The organism is Leclercia sp. Colony189, assembly GCF_009740165.1.
Classification (GTDB): Bacteria; Pseudomonadota; Gammaproteobacteria; order Enterobacterales; family Enterobacteriaceae; genus Enterobacter.
Map to the genome: position 1 here is coordinate 4,589,561 of NZ_CP046557.1, position 16,721 is coordinate 4,606,281.

The window sequence follows — 16,721 nt, forward strand, 5'->3', positions numbered from 1 at the left end:
CTCCACTCAGAACTTGTACCCGCGATGCAGGGCGACAACGCCCGCGGTCATGTTGAAGTAATCAACATTGTCAAAGCCCGCATCCTGCATCATAGCCTTTAACGTGTCCTGGTTAGGGTGCATACGGATGGACTCGGCCAGGTAGCGATAGCTGTCGGCATCGTTAGCAACCACTTCACCAATGCGCGGCAGAATGTGGAAAGAGTAAGCGTCGTACGCTTTGCTCAGGGGCTCAATAATCGGTTTAGAGAACTCCAGCACCAGCAGGCGTCCACCCGGTTTCAGCACGCGGTACATGGAACGCAGCGCTTTCTCTTTATCGGTGACGTTACGCAGACCGAACGAGATGGTGATGCAGTCAAAAGTGTTATCCGGGAAAGGCAGCGCCTCGGCGTTCGCCTGGACGTACTCAACGTTGCCGACCACACCGAGATTGCGCAGTTTCTCACGCCCCATTTTCAGCATGGAGTCGTTGATATCAGCCAGCACAACGCGGCCTGTTTCCCCTACCAGACGCGAGAATTTCGCGGTAAGGTCGCCGGTCCCGCCCGCCAGATCAAGCACGGTTTGCCCACGACGCACGCCGCTACAATCAATAGTGAAGCGCTTCCACAAGCGATGAATGCCGAATGACATCAGGTCATTCATTACATCGTACTTCGCCGCCACGGAATGGAATACGTGGGCCACCATGTCAGCTTTCTGCGCTTTAGCGACAGTCTGAAAGCCAAAGTGCGTTGTGTCTTGTGAATCTTCAACCATCTCAGAGCCTGCTTATCAATCAAATGTACGAGAAGTGTAACAGATTGGGCGAATTTGCCCTACGATTCAACCACCCCAGGAATAACGCCCTACAGGTCTGCCGACGCGTGTGCCTCTGCTAACGTATTGTTTGTCTTTTGAACATCGCCCTCGCCACGCAACCGGTACTCTTCATCCTGCGCGGTGGCCTGCTCGACTAAATCCGGATTAATCTCGCGTTTAACCTCCACGCCAAGGCTGCGGAACGATTCGGCCTGAGCCAGCAGGTTGCCGCGACCGGAGGCCAGCTTTTTCATCGCCTGACGATAGTTATCCTGGGCGCGATCCAGACTCTGCCCAACGGACGACATGTCATCGACGAACAGGCGCATTTTGTCGTACAACCGGCTGGCGCGATCGGCAATCTGCTGGGCATTGCGGCTCTGATGCTCGTAGCGCCAAAGATTAGCAATGGTACGCAGCGCCACCAGCAGCGTGGTCGGGCTGACCAGCATAATATTGTTTTTTAACGCTTCGGAGATCAGCTCCGGCTGGCGGTCCAGCGCCAGTAAGAAGGCGGGTTCAACCGGGATAAACATAAGCACATAGTCAAGCGAACGCAGGCCGGGTAACTGCTGATAATCTTTACGCCCCAGCAGGCGAATGTGGTTCCGCACCGAGGCGATATGCTCCTGCAACGCCGTCTCGCGGGTGTAGTCGTCCTCGGCATTAAAGTAACGCTCATAGGCCACCAACGTCATTTTGGCATCGATGACCACATCCTTCTCCTGCGGCAGGCGGACAATGACATCCGGCTGCATCCGCGCGCGAGATTCTGTTTCGATACTGACCTGGGTCTGATATTCATGCCCTTCACGCAGGCCGGAAGCTTCCAGTACGCGGGTCAACACCACTTCGCCCCAGTTGCCCTGGGTTTTATTGTCGCCTTTCAGCGCCCGGGTCAGGTTGATCGCTTCCTGGGCCATCTGGGCATTTAGCTGCTGGAGATTGCGAATTTCATGGGCCAGCGTGTGTCGCTCCCGCGCCTCCTGGCCAAAGCTGTCCTGCACCTGGCGACGAAAACCGTCCAGCTGTTCGCGCAGGGGAGTCAGCAGACCGTTCAGGCTCTGACGGTTTTGCTCGTCAACACGGCGGTTGCTCTGCTCAAAGATGCGGTTCGCCAGGTTTTCGAACTGCTCGCTCAGGCGCTGTTCGCTGTTGATCATCTGGCGGATTTTATCTTCCGCATGCAGTTGGGTGGATTCCAGGCGGGTGGTGACTTCGCGCAGGTCGGCTTCCAGCGAGGTGTTGATATCCCGCAGATTACGCAGTTCGTTATTGAGTAGCTCGCACTCGTCGCGCCAGTGTCCGCTTTGCGCCGCCTGTTGTTTCAGCGCGCTTAAGGCAGCCACCATCTCCTCACGTTCGGCCAGCTGATCGGCTTTTTGCTGAGCATGCTGATAGCTGGCGAACAACCAGCCCACGCCGACGCTGACCAGCGCGATAACGACATAAAAAAGGATGGAAATATCCACGACGCCCCCTGCATCAAGGTATGACCCGCACAAAATAGAATTGTGCTGTATAAACGTCCAGTTTGAAAAGGGTTTTCTGCGAGGGGCTACGCAAAGAAAAAGGCCGAACGGGTCGGCCTTTGGCAAAGAAAAGGAGTAATTACAGCAGGCGGCGGGCCGCTTCCACCACGATTTTCACCGCGTGGCTTTCGGTCTGCTTCATGGTCTCGGCGTTCGGGATCTCTTGCTGGGTACGGTTCACAATGACACCCGCAACCATACCGGCACGCAGACCCTGGCTTGCACACATGGTCAGCAGCGTAGCGGATTCCATTTCATAGTTCATAACGCCCATAGACTGCCACTCTTCCATCGAGCCTTTGAAACGGCTGACCACGCGACCGGAGAAGGTATCGTAGCGCTCCTGGCCCGGGTAGAAGGTGTCTGAGGAGGCGGTCACGCCAACGTGAGTGGTTGCGCCGACGGATTTCGCGGCTTCCACCAGCGCGGTGGTGCACTCGAAATCGGCCACTGCCGGGAACTCCATCGGGGCAAAGTGCAGGCTCGCGCCGTCCAGACGCACGGACGCGGTGGTGACCAGTACGTCGCCAACGTTGATGTGCGGCTGGATCGCACCGGTCGTACCGATACGCAGGAAAGTACGGATGCCCAGCTGTGCCAGCTCTTCAACGGCAATAGAGGTAGACGGGCCACCGATACCGGTTGAGCAGACGATCACCGCTTTGCCATCCAGCTCTGCCCGCCAGGTCGTGAATTCGCGATGGGCTGCCAGCTTAACCGGCTTATCCATCAGCGCGGCGATCTTTTCCACACGCTCAGGATCGCCAGGGACGATAGCGAGCGTAGCCCCTTGTAAATCATTTTTAGTGAGGCCGAGATGAAAAACATCAGACTTAGACATAGAAAACTCCTCTGTGGGTCAGTTTGTCAGCAGAAGCAAAGCGGTACTTTACCGGAGCATATAGCTTAATTTCGTGACAGATATCACCGCGAATGAAATTGATTGCATTTAATTACCATGAAATAGTGATTAACATCACATTAACGACTTATATCGTTATCTGTTGCACAAAAGATAGCCTGTTTCGGGCACTGTGGATTGTTAACCTGCGGACTATATTTACTTTTGCGCTAATTGGTACGGAGAATGCCATGACTGGAACATCTGGATTTGCCCCTGCTGCTGATCTGCAAGCCTCAACCGTTGTCACTACCCCCGACGAGGCGATTACCGCCGGGGAGACCTCGATTCCGACCCAGGGCGATAATATGCCTGCTTACCATGCCCGGCCCAAAAATGCGCAAGGGGCATTGCCGATCGTCATCGTGATTCAGGAAATTTTCGGCGTACATGAGCATATTCGCGATATCTGTCGCCGCCTGGCGCTGGAAGGCTATCTGGCGGTCGCGCCGGAGCTCTACTTCCGTCAGGGCGATCCGAACGAGTACAGCGACATCCCTACCCTGTTCAGCAATCTGGTCAGTAAAGTGCCGGACGCGCAGGTGCTGGCGGATCTCGATCATGTCGCCAACTGGGCAGCGCGCAACGGTGGCGATCCTCATCGTCTGCTGGCGACCGGTTTCTGCTGGGGCGGACGGATCAGCTGGCTCTATGCCGCCCATAACCCGCAGCTGAAAGCAGCCGTGGCGTGGTATGGCAAACTGGTCGGCGAGAAAACCCTGAACTCACCAAAGCATCCGGTGGATGTGGCTACCGATTTAAACGCCCCCGTGCTGGGGCTCTATGGCGCCGAAGACACCGGCATTCCACTGGATACCGTCGAGACGATGCGTCATGCCCTGCGCGCGGCGAACGCAACGGCGGAGATTGTGGTCTATCCGGGAGCGGGTCACGCGTTTAATGCCGATTACCGTCCGAGCTATCACGAAGAGTCAGCGAAGGATGGCTGGCAGCGGATGCTGGCGTGGTTTGCGCAGTATGGCATTAAAAAATAATACCCTTACGCCCGGCACGTCTGCCGGGCGTACAATCCATGGTTATTAATTCCAGCAATATAAACATCTATTTATATATTCTACAGAGAGGATCACTATTTAAATAACAATCGCCTCCCTGATTTTGTGAGCCATCATAAATTACAAACGCTTTAGGAAATTAACCATACAGTTATGCTTTTCTCTCCTGTATGTGGGGCGTACGCTGGCATTCATATTACTTGCCAAACAGGAGGTTACAGGATGGCTATACCGGTATATCTTTGGTTAACAGACCATACAGGAAATCAGGTTAAAGGTTCAGTTGATATACAAGGAAGAGAAGGAAGCATTGAGATTATAGAGTTTATGCATTCTGTCGATCTTCCCACGGACAACCTTACAGGTAAAATTACTGGCAAACGTATCCATGGTGACTTTGCTTTAATCAAAGAAATTGATAGCTCATCGCCTTACCTTTATAAAGGCGTATCTACTGGTCAAAAATTTAAGCAAGCAGAGCTTAAGTTTTTCCGTATCAATTATAATGGTCAGGAAGAGGAATATTTCCGTATAATGATGGAAAATGTCAGGGTTAATGGAATAGAACCGTTAATGTTCGACATTAAAAATACCACCTTTGAAAGGCACAATCACCTTGAAGCCTTTTATTTAGCTTATGAAATAATCACATGGCACTATCTGGATGGAAATATTATTCATACAGACAGATGGGATGCTGAGGAGGAGGCTACGGTATGACGTGGGTTTATAAAGTAAGTTCGCACTCATTTTATCTGGATGGCACTTATCAGTTTGATGGTCAGTATGCAGGTAGGCCTGGGTTTAAAAACGACTCAGCAAATGAATGTGTAAAAAACAAAGGCCCGCTACCAAGAGGAACGTATACAATAGGACCCGCTTTTTATCATTCTAAAACCAAAGCATGGACAATGAGATTAACTCCCTACGCCGGGAACGATATGTGCGGTCGGGATGGCTTCATGATACATGGGGAAAGTTCATTGCATCCGGGAGAGGCATCCGACGGATGTATCATCCTAACTTTATCCAGTCGTAAAATCATTGCTGCAAGCAGTGATAAAATACTCGTTGTGGAGGATTAATGCTTAATAAAAAATCTCTCTACCTATTAATTATTTATCCTTTTCTTACGCACGCAAATAATAATGGATGTGCTATTGTCGGTGCGTCAATGGAGACCGCTTTATTCAATGCCATTTCGCGAGACTTACAAATTGATACGTCGACTATTCAGCGAAACAAAACAACCATTAAAATTATTGACCTTTCTCCTGTATCAAAACTGTACGCGCAATCATTAGCAAAAATCGATTATGAAATGGCTGTGGCACAGGGAAAAGCGACAATACCCGAGGGTGCTTACCTGGACAGTTATTATGAAAACAACACTCAATCCCTCACTGTAAAATACACTTATATCAACAAGAAACAAAAGGAAGATATATTCATTGCTTCTGGCCTTATAAATGACGATGAATGCTCAGTCAGGTTTAATGGTTATATGGTAATAGCAAGAGAGTTTTAATTATTCAGGAAGGTCGTACGTAGGCCGGGCAGCCACACGCCGCCCGGCAAACGTGTGCCAGGGTTAACCCTGCCGCAAATTCTGCGCCGCTTTCACCATATTCGCCAGTGCGGCGCGCGTTTCAGGCCAGCCGCGGGTTTTCAGGCCGCAGTCCGGGTTCACCCACAGGCGCTCTGCCGGAATGCGCTGAGCCGCTTTTTGCAGCAGGGCTTCAATCCACTCTACGCTCGGGACGTTCGGGGAGTGAATGTCATAGACGCCCGGGCCGATCTCGTTCGGGTAGTCGAACTCTTCAAACGACTCCAGCAGCTCCATATCCGAGCGTGAGGTTTCGATGGTGATCACGTCGGCATCCAGCGCGGCGATGGAGTCCATGATGTCGTTGAACTCGCAGTAACACATGTGGGTGTGGATCTGGGTCTCATCCTTCGCCACCGCAGCGTTGATGCGGAAGGCTTCCACCCCCCACTTCAGATAGGCATCCCAGTCGCTGCGACGCAGCGGCAGCCCTTCGCGCAGTGCCGGTTCGTCAATCTGAATGATGCCGATACCGGCGGCTTCCAGATCCGCCACTTCGTCACGCAGCGCCAGCGCGATCTGCTTCGCGATGGTCTCACGCGTCACATCCTCACGCGGGAAGGACCAGCAGAGAATAGTCACCGGCCCGGTCAACATGCCTTTTACCGGTTTGTCGGTCAGGGACTGGGCATACTTCGCCCACTCGACGGTGATCGCTTCCGGGCGGCTGACGTCCCCGATCACCACCGGCGGCTTCACGCAGCGGGAGCCGTAGCTCTGCACCCAGCCATTCTGGGTAAAGACGAAACCGTCCAGATGCTCACCGAAGTACTCCACCATGTCGTTACGCTCGGCTTCGCCGTGGACCAGCACATCCAGCCCCAGGCGCTCCTGCTCCACAATCGCCTGCTTGATATGTTCGGCGATGCCGGTGCGGTAGTTGCCTGCATCCAGATTGCCCTTTTTGAAGTCCAGACGCAGGCCACGGATCTCGGTGGTCTGCGGGAAGGAGCCGATAGTGGTGGTTGGCCAGGCCGGGAGTTTAAAGCGGGCACGCTGGGCTTCAGCACGCACCTCATAAGGACTCTGACGCTGGCTCTCCTTCGTGGTGATGGCGGCCAGACGTTTCTCAACCGCCGGGTTGTGCACGCGGGTAGAGTGGCGGCGGGCCTGAATTGGCGCGCTCCATGCGGTAATCGCCGCCGTATCGCCGCTGTTCAGCGCATCGCGCAGCAGGGCCAGCTCTTCGCATTTTTGCAGGGCAAAGGCAAACCAGCTCTTCACTTCGGCATCCAGACGGGTTTCGACGCTGAGGTCGATCGGGCTGTGCAGCAGGGAGCAGGATGAGGCGATCCACAGATCGCGTTTGCCAACGATCTCTTTAATCTGACCATATTTTTCTGTCAGATCGGCGCGCCAGACGTTGCGACCGTTCACCAGCCCGGCAGAGAGCAGCCAGTCGGACGGCAGACGGGAATGGAGTTCTGCCACGTCATCTTTACCGTGCACCAGATCAACATGCAGTCCCTGCACCGGCAGCGCAGTGATGGTATCGAGATTTGGCGTCACGCCTTCGAAATAGGTGGTGAGCAGCAGCTTCACCTGGCCCGCGAGGGCGTCGTATGCCGGTTTGAAGGCATCCAGCCATGCCTGCGGCAGCTCCAGCACCAGCGCCGGTTCGTCGATCTGTACCCACTCAACGCCGCGTTTCGCCAGTTCGCCCAGCACCTGCTGGTACACCGGCAGGATCTCATGCAACAGGCTCAGGCGATCAAACTGTTCGCCCTTCACTTTACCGAGCCACAGGTACGTTACCGGCCCCAGCAGAACAGGTTTCACCTGATGGCCGAGGGCCAGGGCTTCGTCCACCTCATCCAGCAACTGGGTCCAGGTCAGTCTGAACTGCTGGCCCTTCACGAACTCCGGCACCATGTAGTGGTAGTTGGTGTTGAACCATTTGGTCATCTCTGCCGCCGCCGCGGGTTCACCCGTTGGCGCACGGCCACGGCCAATGCGGAACAGGGTGTCGATATCTACCGAGCCATCGTTGTTCTGATGACGAGCCGGCACGTTGCCCAGCAGCAGGCTGGTCGTCAGAACATGGTCGTACCAGGCGAAATCGCCCACCGGCAGCAGGTCAATGCCCGCCTGCTTCTGCTGATCCCAGTGGCGGGCACGGAGTTCGCGTCCCACCGCCAGCAGTTCATCACGGGTGGCGTTACCCGCCCAGTAGCTTTCGAGCGCTTTTTTCAGCTCGCGGCGCAGGCCGACGCGCGGGAAACCGAGGGTATGGTTGCGAATTGTCATGATGTGCTCCTTATGGAATTTTCAGTATTTAGCCGTCCAGATGTTTACACTTCCATAATGTGTAGGTACTGTATATTCCTCAAGCGCAAATTGTTCATGGCGAAGTGAAGGACATTCATGATCGAGATAAAACACCTGAAAACGCTCCAGGCGTTGCGGAACTGCGGCTCTCTTGCGGCGGCGGCGGCGGCGCTGCACCAGACGCAATCCGCCCTTTCCCACCAGTTCAGCGATCTGGAACAGCGCCTTGGCTTTCGTCTGTTTGTGCGTAAGAGTCAGCCGCTACGCTTCACGCCGCAGGGTGAGATCCTGCTGCAGCTGGCGAATCAGGTGTTGCCGCAGATCGCCAGCGCGTTGCAGGCCTGCCATGAGCCCCAGCAAACCCGGCTGCGCATCGCCATTGAGTGCCACAGCTGTATCCAGTGGCTGACACCCGCGCTTGAGAACTTCCGCCAGAGATGGCCGCAGGTGGAGATGGACTTTAAATCCGGCGTGACCTTTGACCCGCAACCGTCACTCCAGCAGGGCGAGCTGGATCTGGTCATGACCTCGGATATTCTGCCGCGCAGTGGCCTGCACTATTCTCCGATGTTTGATTTTGAAGTTCGCCTGGTGCTGGCCCCGGATCATCCGCTGGCTGCCAGAACGCGCATTACGCCGGAAGATCTGGCGACCGAAACGCTGCTGATCTACCCGGTCCAGCGCAGTCGTCTGGATATCTGGCGTCACTTCCTGCAGCCGGCGGGTATCAGCCCGCAGCTGAAAAGCGTGGACAATACTCTGCTGTTAATTCAGATGGTGGCGGCCCGCATGGGTATTGCCGCGTTACCACACTGGGTGGTGGAGAGCTTTGAACGCCAGGGCCTGGTGGTGACCAGAACCCTGGGCGAGGGATTATGGAGCCGGTTGTACGCCGCCGTGCGCGATGGCGAGCAGCGTCAACCGGTTACCGAGGCCTTTATTCGCTCAGCGCGGAATCACGCTTGCGATCATCTGCCGTTTGTCCGGAGCGCGGAGCGACCCAACGGCGATGCACCCACAGTGAAGCCAGGATCACCGTCCCCCCAATAATGAAGCTCGGCCAGTGCGGTTGTTCCTGCCAGATGGCGAGGTTCACCAGCAGGCCTGCCGGGACGTGAACGTTGTTCATGATCCCAAGCGTTCCGGCGTCAACCTGCGTGGCGCCATAGTTCCACATGAAGTAACCCAGCCCGGATGCCACCACCCCCAGCCAGACCAGCACGCTCCACTGCACCGTCGTGGTCGGCAGTTTTTGTGGGTTCCCCAGCATAAACCACGCCGCGACCGCCACAATCGCCGCCCCCATATAAAACCAGGCAAAGGCGTTGTGCTGCGGCATCGGACGGGTTTCCATCAAACGCTTATACCCCACCATGCCGATGGCAAAGCTGATGTTGGCGAGCTGGACAAACATCAGCCCGGTCCAGAAGTGGTCGCTCACTTTGTCGTAGCGAATGATCGCCGCACCCACCACCGCCAGCGCCGCGCTCAGCAGGTAGCCCCAGCGCAAACGGCGTTTGCTCAGCAGATCGTAAATCAGCGTGATATAGAGCGGCGTGAGCACGGTAAACAGCAGGAATTCCGATACCGACAGGTAGACGTAAGCGCGGAAGCTGAACAGGTACATGATGCCGAGCTGCATCGCGCCTACCAGCATGTACAGCAGAAGGGTTTTCAGCGTTTGTCCGCGCGTACGCAGGAACGGCAGGAACACCAGCGCCGCCAGCCCTACGCGCATCAGCACCGAGAAATAGCTGTCGACATATCCGGCGAGATATTCACCGATAAGGCTAAAGGAGAAGGCCCACAGAATAGTGGTGATAATGAGTAGCGCCACAATGCTTGTCTCTTGAAAAGATGGACAGGCATTGTAGCGAACTCCGCGGTTGACAACTGAACGTTAAACAACCAAATGAAGATTATTCAATAAACAGCTTACGCAGATATTTTGGCACCGCGTTATCGCCGTTAGTGCCGATCACTTCCAGCTCCGGGTGCAGATCTTTCAGGCGCTGGTGGGCGTTTTCCATGATGCAGCCCTTGCCCGCCATGGAGAGCATTTCGGCGTCGTTCATGCCGTCGCCAAAGGCGATGCAGTCCTTAAGATCAAAGCCCAGGCGTTTGGCTACCGCTTCAAGGGCATGCCCCTTGGAGACGCCGCCCGCCATCACTTCCAGGCAGGTCAGCGTGGAGAAGCTAACGTTAACCCGATCGCCCCAGCGGGCGTTAATCGCCTGCTCCAGCGGCAGCAGCGCTTCGTGGCTGTCGGTGGTGAAGAACACCTTGCTAATGCCTTCCGGCTCCAGCAGACCCGGCTCATACAGCGAATAGTTGAATACCGCCTCTTTAAAGAAACGCATCTCGTCCGGGCGGTGACGGTTCATAAACCACTCGTCGTCGCGATAGACGTTGGTGATGATGTCGGGGTTGTTGTGCATGATCCCGAACAGATCGGTGGCGATGTCGCGATCGAGGTTATGGGTGAAGATCAGATTACCGTCCAGATCGTGCACGCGGGCGCCGTTGGAGGTGATCATATAGGATTTGATCTCCAGATTATCGCGGATCTGCCCCACATCAACGTGGTGGCGACCTGTGGCGAAGACAAAATTCACGCCTCGGGCGGTCAGGAGTTTCAGGGTCTCTTTCGCGTAGGGCGATAAAGTGTGATCGGGGGAGAGCAGCGTGCCATCTAAATCAGACGCGACAACCTGGTACATAGAAAAATTTAACCTCTGGTGAATATCAGTTATGCCTGTCGAAAAAGTCGACGATGGCGTGGAGTGCGACCGATCGCATGGCGTCCTTTTCGAAAAGGATCTCATGGTACGCGCCGTTTATGACCAGCGGTTTACCCCCTTCGCAAGGGTGACCGGCTGCGGCCCGGCGTTCACAGAAGCGGTCGTGCATGCGGTTATCCACCACCCGCTCCTCTTCAGCCTGAAGGATGAGCGTGGGCGTATCGTCCTGACCGGCACCCGCCAACACCTCTTCACCCGCCAGAATACCTTCGCGTACCCAATGCCAGGTGGGGCCGCCAACGCGCAAGCGCGGCTCATCGGCATAGAAACGCAGGTTGCGGCGATAACGCTGCTGGCTGTGGGTTAAGACGTTGATGGCAAACGGCAAAGCCCGCCAGCGTCCTGTTCCGATGGCGTAGCCTTCACGAATGCGCTGATGGCCCTCAGCCCAGTCGAGAAGATGGCGCACCATCCAGTCCGGAAAACGTATCACAATGCCATACATCGGCGCGGTAAGCGCAATGGCATCGCACTGGTGATCGTAGCGCTGCAAAAAGAGCGTAGAGATGGCGCCGCCCATGGAGTGCGCAAGAATATAGCGCTTGCGCCACGGGCCGGGCTGCACTTCCTGCTGCCAGAATGCGGCCAGATCGTCGACGTAATCGCTGAAGTTTTCCACGTGGCCACGATGGGTATCCGGCAACATCCGACCGGAAAGTCCCTGCCCGCGATGGTCGATAATTAACACATCAAAACCCAGATGGAACAGATCGTACGCCAGCTCGGCATATTTGATGTAGCTTTCGATACGTCCGGGGCAGACGACAATCACCCGGTCATTTTTTTCATCACGGAAACGAACGAAGCGTACCGGGATATCCCCAACGCCCGTAAACTCATCTTCCTCGCGCTGGCGCCAGAAATCGGTCAACGGTCCCATGGAGAAAGCAGCAAATGCCTTTTCTCGCGTTTCCCAGTCCTTATTCAGCTGAAACATCGGGTTTACGCCCCTGTAAGCCAAGGAATATCGTTTTTTTGTGACAGGCCGTAAAATGACGCAACATTAGCGTATTGTGGCATAAAAATAGACGATTCGGGAGTTTCAAATGACCTTTGAGTGGTGGTTCGCCTACCTGCTGACATCCATTATCCTCAGCCTTTCACCGGGCTCAGGGGCGATCAATACCATGACCACCGCCATGAACCACGGCTATCGCGGCGCAGCGGCGTCCATTGCCGGCTTGCAAACCGGGCTGGCTATTCACATTGTGCTGGTCGGCGTGGGGCTCGGCACGCTCTTCTCCCGTTCGGTGCTGGCCTTCGAAGTGCTGAAATGGGCCGGGGCAGCCTATCTGATCTGGCTGGGTATTCAGCAGTGGCGCGCCGCAGGGTCCCTTGACCTCAACACGCTCGCCCAGACGCAAAGCAGGGGAAAACTGTTTAAGCGGGCGGTATTTGTGAACCTGACCAACCCGAAGAGCATCGTCTTTCTTGCCGCCCTGTTTCCGCAGTTCATCGTGCCGCATCAGCCCCAGATCATGCAGTACGTGGTGCTCGGCTTGACCACTGTTGTGGTCGATATCATTGTGATGATTGGCTATGCGACGCTGGCTACGCGGATTGCGGCATGGATTAAAGGGCCTCGTCAGATGAAGGCCCTGAATAAAGTGTTCGGTTCGCTGTTTATGCTGGTGGGTGCGCTGCTGGCATCAGCAAGGCACGCTTAACGCGACAGGATCAGGTGAATACCGAAGCCGGCGAATAACGCGCCGGCAACGCCGTCAATCCACTTCGCCAGACGTTGGTAGCCGCGTCGCATGGAGGGTAACGCAAACAGGCTCGCCACCACGGTGAACCAGGCAAACGTCTCCAGGACGATCAGCAGGAAGATTCCCCAGCGCGCTCCAGCACCGACATCCTCACCCACGAACAGTGAAAATACCGAGCCGAAATAGATAATGGCTTTTGGATTAGCGAGGTTCGTCAGCAGCCCTTTCACAAAGCTGCGTCCGCTGGCCGCCAGCTCCATTTTAGGCTCAGACGCTTCGTTATCCTCTTTTTTGAACGCCCCGCGCAGCATCTGATAGCCCATCCAGCACAGATAGAGACCGCCGCCGACCATAATGATGTTATGCAGCCAGGCCATCTTAGCGAGGATCAGGTTCAGGCCCAGCAGGGCCAGGGCAGCCCAGACCATAACGCCAAGGGTAATGCCCAGCACGCCCATCATCGCCTCTTTGCGCGAACGGCTCACCGCCGTTTGGGACACGAAGAAAAAGTCGGGGCCAGGGCTCATCAGCGCCACAATATGCACCAGCGCCACGGTCAGAAACAGGGTTAACATAATTAACTCGCGGGGAAATAGTTCAGGGAGCAATCATCCTGGCACTTTTTTGCCGGGCTGACTACTCCTCATCATCACCATCGGTATGAGAACGAATAAGCGCCATAAACTCTTTGCCGAAGCGCTCCAGTTTGCGGGTGCCCACGCCGTTGACGCTGAGCATTTCGCTGGCGCTGAGCGGCATCTGCTCGGCCATCTCAATCAGCGTGGCATCGTTGAACACCACATAAGGTGGGATATTCTCTTCGTCGGCGATGGCTTTGCGCAGCTTACGCAGCTTGGCAAACAGCTTACGATCATAGTTGCCGCCGTAGGATTTCTGCATCACACGCGGTTTCAGCGCCACCACGCGCGGCACGGCTAGCTGCAATTCGACTTCGCCGCGCAGCACCGGACGGGCGGCTTCGGTGAGCTGCAGCGCGGAGTGCTGGGCAATGTTCTGGGTGGCAAAGCCCAGGTGGATAAGCTGGCGGATCACGCTGACCCAGTGCTCATGGCTCTGATCGCGGCCAATGCCATACACCGGCAGCTTGTCATGCCCCATCTCGCGGATGCGCTGATTGTTGGCGCCGCGCAGCACTTCCACCACGTAGCCCATCCCGAAGCGCTGATTGACGCGGCCAATGGTGGAGAGCGCCTTGCGGGCGTCCATCAGCCCGTCGTACTGCTTCGGCGGGTCGAGGCAGATATCGCAGTTGCCGCACGACTCCTGGCGCCCCTCGCCAAAATAGTTCAGCAGCACCAGACGGCGACAGGTTTGCGCTTCGGCAAAGGCGCCCATCGCGTTGAGCTTGTGACGCTCGATATCCTGCAACTGCCCCTGCGGTTTCTCTTCCAGACAGCGACGTAGCCAGGCCATATCCGCCGGATCGTAGAAGAGCATCGCCTCGGCGGGCAGGCCGTCACGCCCGGCACGGCCTGTCTCCTGGTAGTAGGATTCGATATTGCGCGGAATGTCGAAATGCACCACAAAGCGCACGTTCGGCTTGTTGATACCCATACCGAAGGCGACGGTCGCCACCACAATTTGCAGATCGTCGCGCTGGAATTTCTCCTGCACGTCGGCACGGATGTGGTTTTCCAGCCCCGCATGATAGGCCGCGGCGCTGAAGCCGCGGCTTTGCAGACGGGCGGCGGTGTCTTCAACCTTCGCCCGGCTGTTGCAATAGATAATGCCGGATTTACCGCGCTGCTCCTGGACGTAGCGCAGGAGCTGATCGAGGGGCTTAAATTTCTCCATCAGCATATAGCGGATATTCGGGCGGTCGAAGCTGCTGACCTGGATCAGCGGATCGTTGAGCCCCAGCAGACGGACAATATCCTGCCGGGTGGTGTCGTCGGCGGTAGCGGTAAGGGCCATAAACGGCACCGACGGGAAGCGCTGACGCAGCTGACCGAGGGCGGCATACTCCGGGCGGAAATCATGCCCCCACTGGGAGATACAGTGCGCTTCGTCTACCGCCAGCAGTACCGGGTTCCAGTGCGCCAGATGCTCAAGGAAGTTATCCAGCATCAGACGCTCCGGAGCGATATAGAGCAGACGAACCTGCCCGGTGCGGCACCCGGCCATCACCTCCTGCTGCTGCTCGCGGGTCTGGGTAGAGTTGAGGCAGGCCGCCGCCACGCCGTTCGCCAGCAGCTGGTCGACCTGGTCTTTCATCAGCGAGATCAGCGGTGAAACCACCACCGTCAGGCCATTCAGTACCAGCGCGGGAACCTGATAGCACAGCGATTTACCGCCGCCTGTCGGCATGACCACCAGACAGTCACGCCCCTCAAGGGCCGTGTTGATGATGGTTTCCTGGCCCGGGCGGAACTGGTGATAGCCAAAGGTTTCATGCAAAACCTGTTTAGCCAGCGACTCCTGATTAACGACTTCCGCCTGCACCACATCAACCCCATTTGCCCGAAATTAAAACAGGCGCTATTTTCAGCGCCTGCGAGAGAAACTTCAACGTTTAAGAGAAAAACATTCGAGGAGGCTAGAAAAGATCGTTCAGCATCACGCCCACACCCACGCGGGTCTGGTTGAAGTTGTAGTCGATGAGGGATTCGCCATAGCCGCTGTAGACCTGGGTATACAGACGAACATGTTTGGTCAGCGGGTAGCTGACGCCCATCTCTGCGCCGCCATAGCCGGTGTTCCAGTTGTACTGCCCTTTCACACTCAGCACCGCTTCGCCCAGCTGATAGCCCACCCGCAGCTGGTAGTAGCCCATGTATTTGGTGATATCCGGGTTATCGTCGATGTTACCCACTACATACCAGGGCTTCACCTCCACCAGCCAGTTGCCGTTCTGCGCCATCAGGCGGCTATAGATACGGTTCCAGCTGCGCGAGGTGGGATCGGAGCGACCGTTGGATTGATGGTTGTAGCCAAATTCCACGTCCCGCAGCGTCCAGCCCGCCAGCGAGTAGTCGGTGGCGAAGCCAAGGAACAGCTGCGGCTCGTAGTTGGTCTCACGGAACGGCGACGATTCATCGCTGTTAGATAACTGCCACCATGACTTCTGCGTATAGGAGGCGCCCAGAATGGAATTCTGCCCCAGAATCCCGCGCCACAGCGGGAAGGCGAGACTCAGCTGGAATTTCACCTCATCTTTCTGCGAATCGTCGGCCCAGTCATAGGTTTTGATCGCCTCTTTATTGAGGTCGCTGGTCACGGTATAGATCAGGTAATTGCTGTCGTAAGGATAGAGCGTAAAAGGATTATCGTGCTCCTCCAACAGGTTAGCGATGATGCTGCCCCGCACGGCAGGCACCTCCTGAGTTGTCGCGTCCTGCGCAAATGCCGAAAGAGGCAGCGCAGCCGCCGCCATGAGTACGGCCTGATATGTCCGCATCGGTGTTGCTCTCCTGCAAAGCGTTTTAATGAGAAATATTTTGATCCCTTTTAGCATATTTAATGATGAGTGGCTTCACCTGTGCTCCGAATCTGGCAATTCAATTTGATGGGGCATAAAATCAACATTCTTTTAACAATAAGGATGTGACGTGTTATGTCTGCCACGCTTACTGCCGAAGAAGCGCTGAAGCTTGTCGGCGAGATTTTCGTCTACCACATGCCGTTCAACCGTGCTCTGGGGCTGGAGCTTGAGCGCTACGAAAAAGATTTCGCCCAACTGAGCTTTAACAATCAGCCAATGATGGTCGGTAACTGGGCTCAAAGCATTCTGCATGGCGGCGTTATTGCCTCCGCCCTCGACGTTGCAGCAGGTCTGGTCTGCGTTGGCAGCACCCTGACCCGCCACGACACCATTAACGAAGATGAGCTGCGCCAGCGCCTGTCGCGAATGGGAACCATCGACCTACGCGTCGATTATCTGCGTCCGGGTCGCGGCAATCGCTTCACCGCCAGCAGCAGCCTGCTGCGTGCAGGCAATAAAGTCGCCGTCGCCCGCGTGGAACTGCATAACGAAGAGCAGCTCTATATCGCCAGCGCAACTGCCACTTATATGGTGGGTTGAGACGGTAAAATCAGGTAAAATTGCGTGACATATTTGTAACGG

Annotated in this window: 17 protein-coding genes; 7 read left to right on the forward strand and 10 right to left on the reverse strand. The window is 55.8% G+C overall.

What is annotated here, in order from left to right; translation table 11 throughout:
- Positions 1-6: 6 nt before the first annotated feature.
- The 3 genes from ubiE to udp form a co-directional block, all read right to left on the reverse strand.
- Positions 7-762: a bifunctional demethylmenaquinone methyltransferase/2-methoxy-6-polyprenyl-1,4-benzoquinol methylase UbiE gene (gene ubiE, locus GNG29_RS21950; protein WP_103177424.1), complete on the reverse strand. Its 756-nt coding sequence runs from the start codon at positions 760-762 to the stop codon at positions 7-9.
- Positions 763-851: 89 nt separating this feature from the next.
- Positions 852-2,276: a DNA recombination protein RmuC gene (gene rmuC, locus GNG29_RS21955; RefSeq protein ID WP_103177425.1), complete on the reverse strand. Its 1,425-nt coding sequence runs from the start codon at positions 2,274-2,276 to the stop codon at positions 852-854.
- A 139-nt stretch (positions 2,277-2,415) separates the two neighbouring features.
- Entirely contained in the window at positions 2,416-3,177 is a 762-nt protein-coding gene (udp, locus tag GNG29_RS21960) for a uridine phosphorylase (RefSeq protein WP_045417628.1), read from the reverse strand.
- Positions 3,178-3,428: 251 nt separating this feature from the next.
- Here udp and GNG29_RS21965 point away from each other — a divergent pair, with 251 nt between their 5' ends.
- The 4 genes from GNG29_RS21965 to GNG29_RS21980 all read left to right on the forward strand — a co-directional run bounded on the left by GNG29_RS21965 (position 3,429) and on the right by GNG29_RS21980 (position 5,781).
- On the forward strand, positions 3,429-4,232 hold the full coding sequence (locus tag GNG29_RS21965; RefSeq protein WP_103177426.1) for a dienelactone hydrolase family protein: 804 nt from the start codon (positions 3,429-3,431) through the stop codon (positions 4,230-4,232).
- 243 nt (positions 4,233-4,475) lie between these two features.
- Positions 4,476-4,973: a type VI secretion system tube protein TssD gene (locus GNG29_RS21970; RefSeq protein WP_103177427.1), complete on the forward strand. Its 498-nt coding sequence runs from the start codon at positions 4,476-4,478 to the stop codon at positions 4,971-4,973.
- Positions 4,970-5,338 (forward strand): tlde1 domain-containing protein, encoded by a 369-nt coding sequence (locus GNG29_RS21975; RefSeq protein ID WP_103177428.1) that lies wholly within the window; start codon positions 4,970-4,972, stop codon positions 5,336-5,338. The genes GNG29_RS21970 and GNG29_RS21975 overlap by 4 nt, the downstream gene beginning before the upstream one ends.
- Entirely contained in the window at positions 5,338-5,781 is a 444-nt protein-coding gene (locus GNG29_RS21980) for a Shiga toxin A subunit (RefSeq protein ID WP_156655350.1), read from the forward strand. The genes GNG29_RS21975 and GNG29_RS21980 overlap by 1 nt, the downstream gene beginning before the upstream one ends.
- Positions 5,782-5,844: 63 nt before the next feature.
- Here GNG29_RS21980 and metE read toward each other — a convergent pair whose 3' ends face one another.
- Positions 5,845-8,106, reverse strand: a complete 2,262-nt coding sequence (gene metE / locus GNG29_RS21985) for a 5-methyltetrahydropteroyltriglutamate--homocysteine S-methyltransferase (protein WP_103177430.1) — start codon at positions 8,104-8,106, stop codon at positions 5,845-5,847.
- Between the two features lie 117 nt (positions 8,107-8,223).
- On the opposite strand from metE, the gene metR reads away from it, so the two are divergent.
- The gene (gene metR / locus GNG29_RS21990; RefSeq protein WP_156240006.1) at positions 8,224-9,177 is read left to right on the forward strand and encodes an HTH-type transcriptional regulator MetR; all 954 of its coding nucleotides are present in this window, start codon (positions 8,224-8,226) and stop codon (positions 9,175-9,177) included.
- Here metR and GNG29_RS21995 read toward each other — a convergent pair.
- The 3 genes from GNG29_RS21995 to pldB form a co-directional block, all read right to left on the reverse strand.
- Positions 9,065-9,964: a carboxylate/amino acid/amine transporter gene (locus GNG29_RS21995; RefSeq protein WP_103177432.1), complete on the reverse strand. Its 900-nt coding sequence runs from the start codon at positions 9,962-9,964 to the stop codon at positions 9,065-9,067. The two genes, metR and GNG29_RS21995, sit on opposite strands and share 113 nt — an antisense overlap.
- 82 nt (positions 9,965-10,046) lie before the next feature.
- A complete protein-coding gene (yigL, locus tag GNG29_RS22000; RefSeq protein ID WP_156655351.1) occupies positions 10,047-10,847 on the reverse strand; it encodes a sugar/pyridoxal phosphate phosphatase YigL in 801 nt (266 codons plus the stop codon).
- A gap of 25 nt (positions 10,848-10,872) precedes the next feature.
- On the reverse strand, positions 10,873-11,865 hold the full coding sequence (pldB, locus tag GNG29_RS22005; protein ID WP_103177434.1) for a lysophospholipase L2: 993 nt from the start codon (positions 11,863-11,865) through the stop codon (positions 10,873-10,875).
- 109 nt (positions 11,866-11,974) lie between these two features.
- On the opposite strand from pldB, the gene rhtB reads away from it, so the two are divergent.
- The gene (gene rhtB / locus GNG29_RS22010; protein WP_103177435.1) at positions 11,975-12,595 is read left to right on the forward strand and encodes a homoserine/homoserine lactone efflux protein; all 621 of its coding nucleotides are present in this window, start codon (positions 11,975-11,977) and stop codon (positions 12,593-12,595) included.
- Here rhtB and rhtC read toward each other — a convergent pair.
- The 3 genes from rhtC to pldA form a co-directional block, all read right to left on the reverse strand.
- Complete coding sequence (rhtC, locus tag GNG29_RS22015; RefSeq protein ID WP_103177436.1) at positions 12,592-13,212, reverse strand: threonine export protein RhtC; 621 nt, start codon at positions 13,210-13,212, stop codon at positions 12,592-12,594. The two genes, rhtB and rhtC, sit on opposite strands and share 4 nt — an antisense overlap.
- Positions 13,213-13,273: 61 nt before the next feature.
- Complete coding sequence (recQ, locus tag GNG29_RS22020) at positions 13,274-15,103, reverse strand: ATP-dependent DNA helicase RecQ (protein WP_103825341.1); 1,830 nt, start codon at positions 15,101-15,103, stop codon at positions 13,274-13,276.
- Between the two features lie 91 nt (positions 15,104-15,194).
- Positions 15,195-16,055: a phospholipase A gene (pldA, locus tag GNG29_RS22025; RefSeq protein WP_103177438.1), complete on the reverse strand. Its 861-nt coding sequence runs from the start codon at positions 16,053-16,055 to the stop codon at positions 15,195-15,197.
- Between the two features lie 156 nt (positions 16,056-16,211).
- On the opposite strand from pldA, the gene yigI reads away from it, so the two are divergent.
- A complete protein-coding gene (yigI, locus tag GNG29_RS22030) occupies positions 16,212-16,679 on the forward strand; it encodes an acyl-CoA thioesterase YigI (RefSeq protein WP_103177439.1) in 468 nt (155 codons plus the stop codon).
- Positions 16,680-16,721: the final 42 nt, after the last annotated feature.

Bases quoted from the DNA above. Each gene is read 5' to 3' on its own strand.
- ubiE (WP_103177424.1), bottom strand. From the start codon at position 762: ATGGTTGAAGATTCACAAGACACAACGCACTTTGGCTTTCAGACTGTC.
- GNG29_RS21975 (WP_103177428.1), top strand. From the start codon at position 4,970: ATGACGTGGGTTTATAAAGTAAGTTCGCACTCATTTTATCTGGATGGC.
- GNG29_RS21965 (WP_103177426.1), top strand. From the start codon at position 3,429: ATGACTGGAACATCTGGATTTGCCCCTGCTGCTGATCTGCAAGCCTCA.
- metR (WP_156240006.1), top strand. From the start codon at position 8,224: ATGATCGAGATAAAACACCTGAAAACGCTCCAGGCGTTGCGGAACTGC.
- pldB (WP_103177434.1), bottom strand. From the start codon at position 11,865: ATGTTTCAGCTGAATAAGGACTGGGAAACGCGAGAAAAGGCATTTGCT.
- yigL (WP_156655351.1), bottom strand. From the start codon at position 10,847: ATGTACCAGGTTGTCGCGTCTGATTTAGATGGCACGCTGCTCTCCCCC.
- metE (WP_103177430.1), bottom strand. From the start codon at position 8,106: ATGACAATTCGCAACCATACCCTCGGTTTCCCGCGCGTCGGCCTGCGC.
- GNG29_RS21970 (WP_103177427.1), top strand. From the start codon at position 4,476: ATGGCTATACCGGTATATCTTTGGTTAACAGACCATACAGGAAATCAG.
- GNG29_RS21980 (WP_156655350.1), top strand. From the start codon at position 5,338: ATGCTTAATAAAAAATCTCTCTACCTATTAATTATTTATCCTTTTCTT.
- rhtC (WP_103177436.1), bottom strand. From the start codon at position 13,212: ATGTTAACCCTGTTTCTGACCGTGGCGCTGGTGCATATTGTGGCGCTG.
- rhtB (WP_103177435.1), top strand. From the start codon at position 11,975: ATGACCTTTGAGTGGTGGTTCGCCTACCTGCTGACATCCATTATCCTC.
- udp (WP_045417628.1), bottom strand. From the start codon at position 3,177: ATGTCTAAGTCTGATGTTTTTCATCTCGGCCTCACTAAAAATGATTTA.
- pldA (WP_103177438.1), bottom strand. From the start codon at position 16,055: ATGCGGACATATCAGGCCGTACTCATGGCGGCGGCTGCGCTGCCTCTT.
- yigI (WP_103177439.1), top strand. From the start codon at position 16,212: ATGTCTGCCACGCTTACTGCCGAAGAAGCGCTGAAGCTTGTCGGCGAG.